10 protein-coding genes are annotated in these 8685 nt (G+C 75.2%); 9 read left to right on the top strand and 1 reads right to left on the bottom strand.

Annotation, left to right across the window (positions count from 1 at the left end; translation table 11 throughout):
• From ACG2DA_RS09785 to ccoS, 4 genes are all read left to right on the top strand, one after another.
• Positions 1 to 196: hypothetical protein (locus ACG2DA_RS09785; protein WP_395255407.1), on the top strand; the 196-nt coding region annotated here is incomplete at its 5' end.
• Positions 193 to 981 (top strand): sulfite exporter TauE/SafE family protein, encoded by a 789-nt coding sequence (locus ACG2DA_RS09780; protein ID WP_395255406.1) that lies wholly within the window; start codon positions 193 to 195, stop codon positions 979 to 981. The genes ACG2DA_RS09785 and ACG2DA_RS09780, both read left to right, overlap by 4 nt.
• A complete protein-coding gene (locus tag ACG2DA_RS09775) occupies positions 978 to 3521 on the top strand; it encodes a heavy metal translocating P-type ATPase (RefSeq protein ID WP_395255405.1) in 2544 nt (847 codons plus the stop codon). Before ACG2DA_RS09780 ends, ACG2DA_RS09775 begins: the two co-directional genes overlap by 4 nt.
• A complete protein-coding gene (gene ccoS, locus ACG2DA_RS09770; protein ID WP_395255404.1) occupies positions 3518 to 3658 on the top strand; it encodes a cbb3-type cytochrome oxidase assembly protein CcoS in 141 nt (46 codons plus the stop codon). Before ACG2DA_RS09775 ends, ccoS begins: the two co-directional genes overlap by 4 nt.
• A 15-nt stretch (positions 3659 to 3673) precedes the next feature.
• Here ccoS and ACG2DA_RS09765 read toward each other — a convergent pair whose 3' ends face one another.
• Positions 3674 to 4267, bottom strand: coding sequence for a protoglobin family protein (locus ACG2DA_RS09765; RefSeq protein WP_395255409.1), 594 nt, complete (start codon positions 4265 to 4267; stop codon positions 3674 to 3676).
• A 186-nt stretch (positions 4268 to 4453) separates the two neighbouring features.
• Here ACG2DA_RS09765 and ACG2DA_RS09760 point away from each other — a divergent pair, with 186 nt between their 5' ends.
• From ACG2DA_RS09760 to ACG2DA_RS09740, 5 genes are all read left to right on the top strand, one after another.
• Positions 4454 to 4906 carry an Rrf2 family transcriptional regulator gene (locus tag ACG2DA_RS09760; RefSeq protein WP_395255403.1) on the top strand — a complete coding sequence of 151 codons (453 nt, stop codon included), beginning with the start codon at positions 4454 to 4456 and terminating at the stop codon, positions 4904 to 4906.
• Between the two features lie 235 nt (positions 4907 to 5141).
• Complete coding sequence (locus ACG2DA_RS09755) at positions 5142 to 6122, top strand: universal stress protein (RefSeq protein WP_395255402.1); 981 nt, start codon at positions 5142 to 5144, stop codon at positions 6120 to 6122.
• A 57-nt stretch (positions 6123 to 6179) separates the two neighbouring features.
• Positions 6180 to 6707 carry a Crp/Fnr family transcriptional regulator gene (locus ACG2DA_RS09750; protein ID WP_395255401.1) on the top strand — a complete coding sequence of 176 codons (528 nt, stop codon included), beginning with the start codon at positions 6180 to 6182 and terminating at the stop codon, positions 6705 to 6707.
• Entirely contained in the window at positions 6704 to 7813 is a 1110-nt protein-coding gene (locus ACG2DA_RS09745) for a 4Fe-4S dicluster domain-containing protein (protein ID WP_395255400.1), read from the top strand. Before ACG2DA_RS09750 ends, ACG2DA_RS09745 begins: the two co-directional genes overlap by 4 nt.
• On the top strand, positions 7810 to 8682 hold the full coding sequence (locus ACG2DA_RS09740) for an FAD/NAD(P)-binding protein (protein ID WP_395255399.1): 873 nt from the start codon (positions 7810 to 7812) through the stop codon (positions 8680 to 8682). The genes ACG2DA_RS09745 and ACG2DA_RS09740 overlap by 4 nt, the downstream gene beginning before the upstream one ends.
• The last annotated feature ends 3 nt before the right edge of the window (positions 8683 to 8685 follow it).

Raw genomic sequence — 8685 nt, 5'->3', positions numbered from 1 at the left:
GTGGCGGTGGGGGGTGTTCGTCACGCTGTTTCTGCTGGCTCAACTCGGGCTGGGGTACGCGGCGGTGACGACGGCACTGTCCGACGGCGGCGAGCGCCCCCTGCCGGACGCCGAAGCCCGCGTGATGGAGACCAATCCGACTGCCCGTCCGACCGGGACCGCCCGTCCTACTGGGAACGGGGGGGCGGGACGATGACGACGCTGCTCCTCGCCGTGGCCGCCGCGAGCCTGCTGGGCGGGCTGCACTGCGCCGGGATGTGCGGGCCGTTCGCCCTGTGGGCCGGTACGGCCGACGGTCGGGTGCGGCCGGGGCGGCTGGCCGCGTACCACCTCGGTCGGCTGGCGACGTACCTCGCCGTCGGGGCGCTCGCCGGGCTGCTGGGCCGGGCGGCGGACGCCTCCGGCCACGCCGTCGGGCTGCCGGTGAACGCCTCGCGGGCCGCGGGCGTGCTGTTGATCGGGATCGCTGTCTGGAAAGTCTGGCCGCGGCGGGCGGCGTGCGCGGCCGGGCCGGGGGCCGTCGCCCGGTTCGTCGCGAAGGCCCGGCCGACCATCAACTTCCTTCCGTCCGGGTTGAAACCGGCGGCGGTGGGGGCGGTGACCGTGCTGCTGCCGTGCGGGTGGCTGTACGCCTTCGCCGCCGTGGCGGCGGGCGCCGGGGCCGCGGTCGGCGGGGCGGCGGTGATGGCGGCGTTCTGGGTTGGAACCGTGCCGTGGCTGTCAGGGCTCACGCTGCTGTCCGCCCCGCTCGTCCGCTGGCCGGCTGCCGGCCGGTGGGTGACGGCGGGAACGCTGGCCGCGGCGGGGCTCTACACCTCCGCAGGCCGGGCCCACGCGGACTTCGCCCCGCTGCTGGCCGCCGCCCGGGCCGAGCCCGCCGCCGTCGAACGCCTCGCGGCGACGACCGCCGAACCGCCCGCCTGCTGCCCGCACTGCACCGCACGGAGCGGGAACTGGGCCGACGGGGGCCCCGACCGATGAGCGCCCTCCTCGCCCCGCCCCCCGCCCCGCTGGACGCCGCCGCGACCCGCGAACCGGCCGGCCCGACGGCCTGCGCCCACTGCGGGCTGCCGGCACCGGCGGTCGCCGCGGGGCCGGCGTTCTGCTGCCCCGGGTGCCGCGGGGCGTACGCGCTGATCCACGAGTGGGACCTCGGCGATTACTACGCCCTCCGCGACCGGCTGGGCGGCTGGGCGACGCGGCCGGAGCGGGACGCGGCCCCGGCCGCCGACCGCTTCGCCGAGTTAGACGAGCCGGCCGTGCACGGCGCGAACGCCCGGGACCTGGCGGACGGCGCCCGGGCGGTCGCCGTCGCCGTCGACGGCCTGCACTGCGGCGCCTGCGCCTGGCTGATCGAGCGGAGCGTCCCGCTGGTCGACGGGTGGCTGGAGGCCCGCGTGGACCTGCCCCGGCGGCGGTGCGAGATCACGTTCGATCCGACCCGGACCACGCTGTCGCGGATTGCCCGGTCGCTGGTGGCCTTCGGCTACGTCCTGCGTCCGCTGCCGGACCCGGCGAGCGGGGATGAACTGACCGACGACCCGGACCGCCCGGTTCGGCTCCGCCGGATCGCCGCGGCGGGGTTCTGCTTTGCCAACGCGATGTGGCTGGCGGTCGCCCTGTACGCCGGCCGCGACGGCTCCCTGGCGCCGGAGCACGGGTGGTACCTGGCGGCGTTCGGCACAGCGCTGGCGACGGCCGCGGTGCTGGGACCGGGGCGGGTCTTTCTGCGGTCGGGGTGGGCGTCCGTGCGGACCCGCACGCCGCACATCGACCTGCCGATCGCCGTCGGCCTCGCCGCCGGGGCCGGCGCCGGGGCGGTCGAACTGGCGACGACGCCCTTCGGCGCCGGGGTCCCGGAGGTATGGTTCGACTCGGTCTGCGGGCTGGTGTTCTTTCTGCTACTCGGCCGGGAGTTGCAGGCCCGCGGGCAGAGGCGGGCGGCGGCGGCGGTGCGGGCGCTGGCCGCCCTGCGTCCGCCGCTGGCCCGCCGCGTGGGGACCGACGGCGCCGTGCGGCCGGTTCGAGCCGCGGACCTGGCGCCCGGGGACGTGGTCGAGGTGCGGCCCGGCGAGGTCGCCCCGGCCGACGGCGTGCTGACCGAGTGCGAGACAGAACTGGACCGTTCCCTGCTGACCGGCGAGGCCGACCCCGTCCCGGCGGCCCCCGGCGACGCGGTCGCCGCGGGCGGGCGGAACCTCACGCGGACGGTCCGGGTGCGGTGCGAGGCGACCGGCGGTGCGACCCGGGTGGCGGGGCTGAGCCGGCTGGTGGGGGAGACGCTGTCGGCCCGCACGCCGCTGGTGCGGCGGGTGGACCGGGTCGGGGCGTGGTTCGTGCTCGCCGTCCTGCTGGCCGCGGGGGTCACCGCCGCCGCGGTGGGGGCGGCGACGGGGTCGGCGGCGGAGGCGGCCCGCCGGGCCGTCGCCGTGCTGGTGGTCGCCTGCCCCTGCGCGGTGTCGCTGGCGACCCCGCTGGCGATCGCCGTCGCGGTGGGGCGGGCCGCGAACCGAGGGATCCTCGTCCGCCGGGGCGACCTGTTCGAACGCCTCGGCGGGCCGGCGGCCGGCACGATCTGGTTCGATAAGACCGGCACCCTCACCGAGGGCCGCCCGACGCTGGCGGAATGGGCCGGCGACGAGTCCGCCCTCCCGCTCGCCGCCGCCGTCGAGGCCGAGAGCGTCCACCCGGTCGCCAGGGCCCTGTGCGAGGCGGCGGCGGCCCGCGGTCTGACCGTCCCGGCCGCCGGCGACGTGGTGCACGGCCCCCGGGGCGTGCGCGGGATCGTGGGGGGCGTCATGGTGCGGGTCGGGTCGGCGGCCTATCTGGCCAGCGAGGGCGTCTTCGTCCCGGAGGAACTGACCCACGCGGCGGACAAGTTCGCGACAGCGGGGCGGTCGCCGGGCTTCCTGTCGAGCGGGGCGAGGGCAGTCGCCGCGTTCGGCGTGGGAGACCGGCTGCGACCGGGGGCCGCGGACGCCGTCGCCGCTCTTAAGGCCTGCGGGTGGCGGGTCGGCGTGTTGTCCGGCGACGCCCCCGCGGCGGTGCGGGCGGTCGCGGCGTCGGCGGGGGTTGACCCCGCCGACGCCCGCGGGGCGCTCTCGCCGGAGGAGAAGCTGGCGGTCGTCCGGGCCGCGTCCGGGGGCGGGCCGCCGGCCGTGTTCGTCGGCGACGGGGTGAACGACGCCGCGGCGCTCGCCGCCGCGGACGTGGGAATCGCCGCCGCCGGGGCCGCGGAGGCCAGCCTGCAGGCCGCGGCGGCGTTCTGCCCCGGCGGGCCGGCCGACGTGCCGGCGCTGCTGGAGGCTGCGCGGGCGACGGTCCGGGCCGTCCGCCGGCTGTTGCTGGTCTCGCTGGGCTACAACCTGCTGGCGACCGCCGGGGCCGCCGTCGGGGTCGTCGGCCCGCTGGGGGCGGCGGCGCTGATGCCGGTCAGTTCGCTGCTGGTCACCGGGCTGGCGTTCGCCGCCCGCACGTTTCCCGCCGATCCCCCCGCCCACGGAAGCGAGCCGAACCGATGAGCGTTCTGTACGTCGCCCTCCCCGCCGCCCTGCTGCTGGGCGGCGGCGGGCTCGCCGGCTGCCTGTGGTGCATCCGCCGCGGCCAGTTCGACGACCTCGAAACGCCCGCCGTCCGCGTCCTGTTGGACGACGACTGAGCCGGGGCCGATCTCTCAGGCGGCGGCCGGCCCCGGCGCCGCGGCGTAGTGCCGGTTGATCAGGTCGTTCTGGATCCACAGCAACTTGCCGAACGCCCGCAGGGCGGCGACCTCCGCGTCCCGCTCCAGCCCCAGTCCGCAGATCGTCGCCGTCAGGGCGTCGCTGACGAACCCCATCAGGGCGTTCATCTGCACGAGAGGCACGTTCAGGTGCGGGTTGCCGGCGTGCGGCGTGTGCATCGCCCCGACGAAGTCGAGGTACTTCACCATCTCCCCGTCGTAGGGGCGGGTCACCAACCGCGTGAGGTAGCGACCCAGGTGCTGCTTGCGGAAGGCGATCATCTCGTGTTCCGTCGTGAGGAAGTTCAGGTCGGCCGGGACCTCCCTCTCGTAGCCGTGCTGCCGGGGGACGAAGTGCCGCCTCGTCGCGTCGTAGGCGAACAGCTTGTCGTAGACGGCGTCGACGAGCCCCGGCACCAGCGGCCCTAGGGCCCCCGCGGAGCCGTGCACGGCGGCGACGTCCTCCTCGCCGAAGCCGACGAAGTCGGCGAGGTACTCGAACCGATAAGCAAGGTCCGACTCCAGCCGCGACTCGTCGACGTGTTGCATCGGCGGCGCCCCGGCGGGGGCGCCGGCGGGGGATGAATCGGGCGCGGGGGCGGACATGGGGGCGTTCCGGGCGAGGGTCGGCGTCTAGGCTGGAAGGCCGCGGCCGGGCCGGAGTTCCGCCCGACCGCGGCACCCATCAGACTTCCAGATACCGATGTCTGCAATAGAGCTTCCGAAAGGCGTGACGTGCTAACGCAGACGGCCGAATATGCACTCCGGGCGGCGGTCCTACTGGCTGACCGGCACCCCGACGCTACTCCGCTGGGGGACCTCACGGACGCCGCCCGCGTGCCCGGGCCCTACCTGTCGAAGGTGATGACCCAGTTGGTGCGGGCCGGGCTGGTGCGGTCGCGGCGGGGCGTCGGCGGGGGCTACACGCTGGCCGTCCCGCCGACGGAGGTCACGATCCTGACGGTCGTGGACGCCGTCGACCCGGTCCGCCGCATCGAGACGTGTCCGCTCGACCTGCCGTCGCACGGGGTCCGGCTCTGCCCGCTGCACGCCCGGCTGGACCGGGCGATCGCGGGGGTGCGGGAGGCGCTGGGGTCGGCGACCCTCGCGGACCTCCTCGCCGAGCCGACCGACAGCCCCCCGCTGTGCGACGCCGCCGAACGCCCCGGTCCGCCCCCGGCCGGCTGAGGTTCCCCGTCGGCCAACATTCTCAGTCGATTGCGGAGACGTCCGGGGCGGCGTGCGGCGACCGTCCGCCCCGGTGCGGAATCGCACTTCTGGCGTGCGTTCGGGCGCGCCGCGGCGGGTTTTTTCCGGAGAATCCGGGGAAACGCCGCGGTGGTACGAAGCCTGCGTACGGGCTCCGGCGGTCCGCGGGCGAATTTCCCTGCCGGCGCTGTTCCCCGTTAGACCGAGATCGACCATGAACGACCCCGGAGTCTCCGCCGCGTCGAGCCGCGTGTTGCTGGCGACGGACCTTTCGCGGCCGGCGAAGCGGGCCGCCCGCTTCCTCGCCCGGCTGCCGTTCCCGAAGCCGCCCGTGGTGCGCCTGGTGCAGACCGTCGAGTTGCCCGTCGGGCCGCTCACGTTTCACTTCGACGACGAGTGGCCGGCGTTATTTGTCGGGGCGCGGGACGCGGCCCGTGCGGCCCTGAAGGAGGAGGCGGAGGCGTTCGCCGGCCTCACGGAGCAGGTGAGCGTCAGCGTCCGCCACGGGTTGCCCGCCGAGGAAACGCTGGCGGAGGCGGGGCGGTTCGGTGCCGATCTGATCGTGACCGGCGCCGTCGGCCACGGGGCCGTGGAGCGGGCGTTGCTGGGGTCGGTCTCGGACCGGGTCGCCACGCACGCCGCCTGCCCGGTTCTGATCGTGCGAGGCACGAACGCCCCCGGGGCGACGATCGACGAAGCGGACCGCACCGGCGGCGACGCGGGGCCCCCGGACCGCCCGCCCCGGGTGATCGTCGGCTGCGACGGGTCGCCGGCCTCGCGGTCGGCGGCGCGGGCGATCGCTGAGTTCGACTGGCCGCCGCAAACCCGCGTCACGCTGCTGAGCTTCGTGTTGCCAGTCGCGCCGGACTGGGCCGCCGCCGACTGGCCCGGCGTGCTGCCGACCGGGGATTACGAGGCGATGATCCGGGCCGAGCGGGAGCGGGCGGGGATCTCCGTCGAACTGGCCTCGCTGCCGTTCCGCGACCGCGGCCTCGACGTGCGGACCGAGGTGGCCGAGACCGATCACGTCGGCGACGCCCTCTGCGACCGGGCCGAGTTGGAGGACGCCGACCTGCTCGTCGTGGCGGACAAGGGGCACAACGCCTTCACCCGGTTCCTGGTGGGCAGCGTGACACGCTTCGTATTGCGGCACAGTGCCCGGCCCGTTTGGCTGCACCGCGGCGGTCGGGGTTGAGACGTTCCCGTCCCGCGGCCCCCTTTATCCCGCACCCCAGACCCCCTGTCCGTCCAAATGACCCGGCCGCAGCCGCCGCTCGCCGACCCCGCTGTCCCCGCGAACGCCTCGGCCCCGGACGCCGTCCTGGAGGGGCACCGCTTTGCCCGGCCGCTCCCGGATCGGGTCCGCGGGGCGCTCGCGCGGGCGGCCCGGACGCAGTCCTTCCCCCCGGGGACCATGTTGTTCGCGGAAGGGGAGGCGCACCCGCAGGTGTATCTCGTCGAACGCGGAGACGTGCGGCTCGACATGCACGTGCCGGGGCGCGGCGACGTGCCGCTGCTCACGGTCGGGCCGGGGGAGCTGCTCGGCTGGTCGCCGTTCCTGGGCGAGGGGGCGATGACCGCCCGGGCGACGACCGCCGAGGAGACCGTCGCCGTCGTCCTGCCGGCCGCCGAGGTGCGGCGGCTCTGTGAGGCCGACCCCAAGGCCGGGTATCATCTCATGCGGCAGCTCGCGGCGGCGCTGTCGGCGCGGCTGATCGCCACGCGGCTGCAACTGCTCGACTTCTACGCGGAAACGACCCCGCCCGCGGCGACCGCATGACCGTTCCTTCCGCGACCGAGTTCTTCCTGCCGAGGGCCGGGTTGCAGGGCCTGATCGACGCCCTGCGGGCGGACGGCTACCGGGTGATCGGCCCGACGGTCGACCAGGCGGCGGTTATCCTCGACGAGATCGCATCCGTCGACGCCCTCCCCCGCGGCTGGGCCGACGCCCAGGCCCCCGGCGAGTACCGGCTCGTGCCCGGGGAGGACCGGTACTTCGGGTACACGATCGGCCCGCAGTCGTGGAAGCGTTTCCTGTTCCCCCCGGACGCCGTCGTGGCGAAGGCTGATCAGGACGACGGGCGGTGGCGGTTCGAGACCGTCGCGGACGATGCCCCGCCGCTCGCGTTCCTCGGCGTGCGGGCCTGCGAACTGGCGGCGATCGCCGTGCAGGACCGCACCTTCCTGCACGGGCCGTACGTCGACCCGATCTACAAGCGGCGGCGGGAACGGGCTCTGCTGATCGCGGCGAACTGCACCGGCGCCGCGGCGACCTGCTTCTGCACGTCGACGGAGACCGGCCCCCGCTGCCGGGGCGGGTACGACCTCGCGCTGACGGAACTGCCGGACGGGTTCACGATCGAGGTCGGCAGCGACCGCGGCGGCGAACTGCTCCGCGGGCTCTCCCCGCGGGACGCCGCCGCGGAGGAACGGGACGCCGCCGAGGCCGAGCGGCAACGGGCCGTCGAGCAGATCTCCAAACGACTCGACACGACCGACGTCCGCGGCCTGCTCCTGTCGAACCTGGAGCACCCCCGCTGGGCGGAGACGGCGACCCGGTGCCTCTCATGCACGAACTGCACGATGGTCTGCCCGACCTGTTTTTGCAGTTCCGTCTCGGACGTCAGCGACGTTCGGGGCGAGCACGTCGAGCGGCGCCGAGAGTGGGATTCCTGCTTCAATTCCGACTTCAGCTACATGAACGGCGGCGTCGTCCGCGGGGACGTGCGGTCCCGCTATCGGCAGTGGCTCACTCACAAGCTGGCCTCCTGGCACGACCAGTTCGGCACGTCCGGCTGCGTCGGCTGCGGACGGTGCGTCACCTGGTGCCCGGTCGGCATCGACCTGACCGAGGAAGTCGCCGCCATCCGGGGCGAGCCGTCGTGACGCCCGCCGCCGCGATCCCGGTCCCCGCCGCTCAGGACTTCGACCCCTGGGCCGTGCGGGCGGTGCGCATCGCCGCGACGCGGCCGGAGACGCCCGGCGTGACGACCTACTCGCTGGAGTTCGTCGACGCGGACGCCGCCGGCCCGCCGGAGTTTCGCCCCGGGCAGTTCAACATGCTGTATTTGCCGGCGATCGGGGAGTCGGCGATTTCTTTGAGCGCGTTGCCGCGGCCGGACGGGCGGCTGATTCACACCGTCCGCACGGCGGGGAACGTCACGCGGGCGCTGGCGGGCCTGGGCGTCGGCGGCACGTTCGGCCTGCGGGGGCCGTTCGGCGTCGGCTGGCCGGTGCAGGAATGCCGCGGCCGCGACGTGGTCCTCGTCGCCGGGGGCCTCGGGCTGGCGCCGCTGCGGCCGCTGATCGAACTGATCCTGAAGGAGCCGGACGACTTCGGGCGGCTGACGATCCTCTGCGGGGCCCGCAGCCGGGAACACCTGCTGTACCGGGAGCAGTACGCCGCGTGGTCCGACCGCGGGGCGCGGGTGGAGGTCACGGTGGACCGGGCGACGCCGGGCTGGGACGGGCACGTCGGCGTGGTCACGCTGCTGCTCGACCGCACGCCGCTGCCGCGGCCGCGGGAGACGGTCGCGCTGCTGTGCGGCCCGGACGTGATGATGGAGTACGCCCTCCGAAGCGCCCGCGGCCGCGGTGTCCCGGGGGAGCGGATCTGGCTGAACATGGAGCGGAACATGAACTGCGCGATCGGCCTGTGCGGCCACTGCCAGTTCGGCCCGCAGTTCCTCTGCAAGGACGGCCCGGTGCTGCGGTCCGACCGCCTCGCCCCGTTCCTCCCGGTGAAGGACCTCTGAGCG

The sequence above is a fragment of the Alienimonas sp. DA493 genome, from assembly GCF_043951915.1.
Taxonomy (GTDB): domain Bacteria; phylum Planctomycetota; class Planctomycetia; order Planctomycetales; family Planctomycetaceae; genus Alienimonas.
This window is presented reverse-complemented; position numbering and strand designations above follow the sequence as displayed.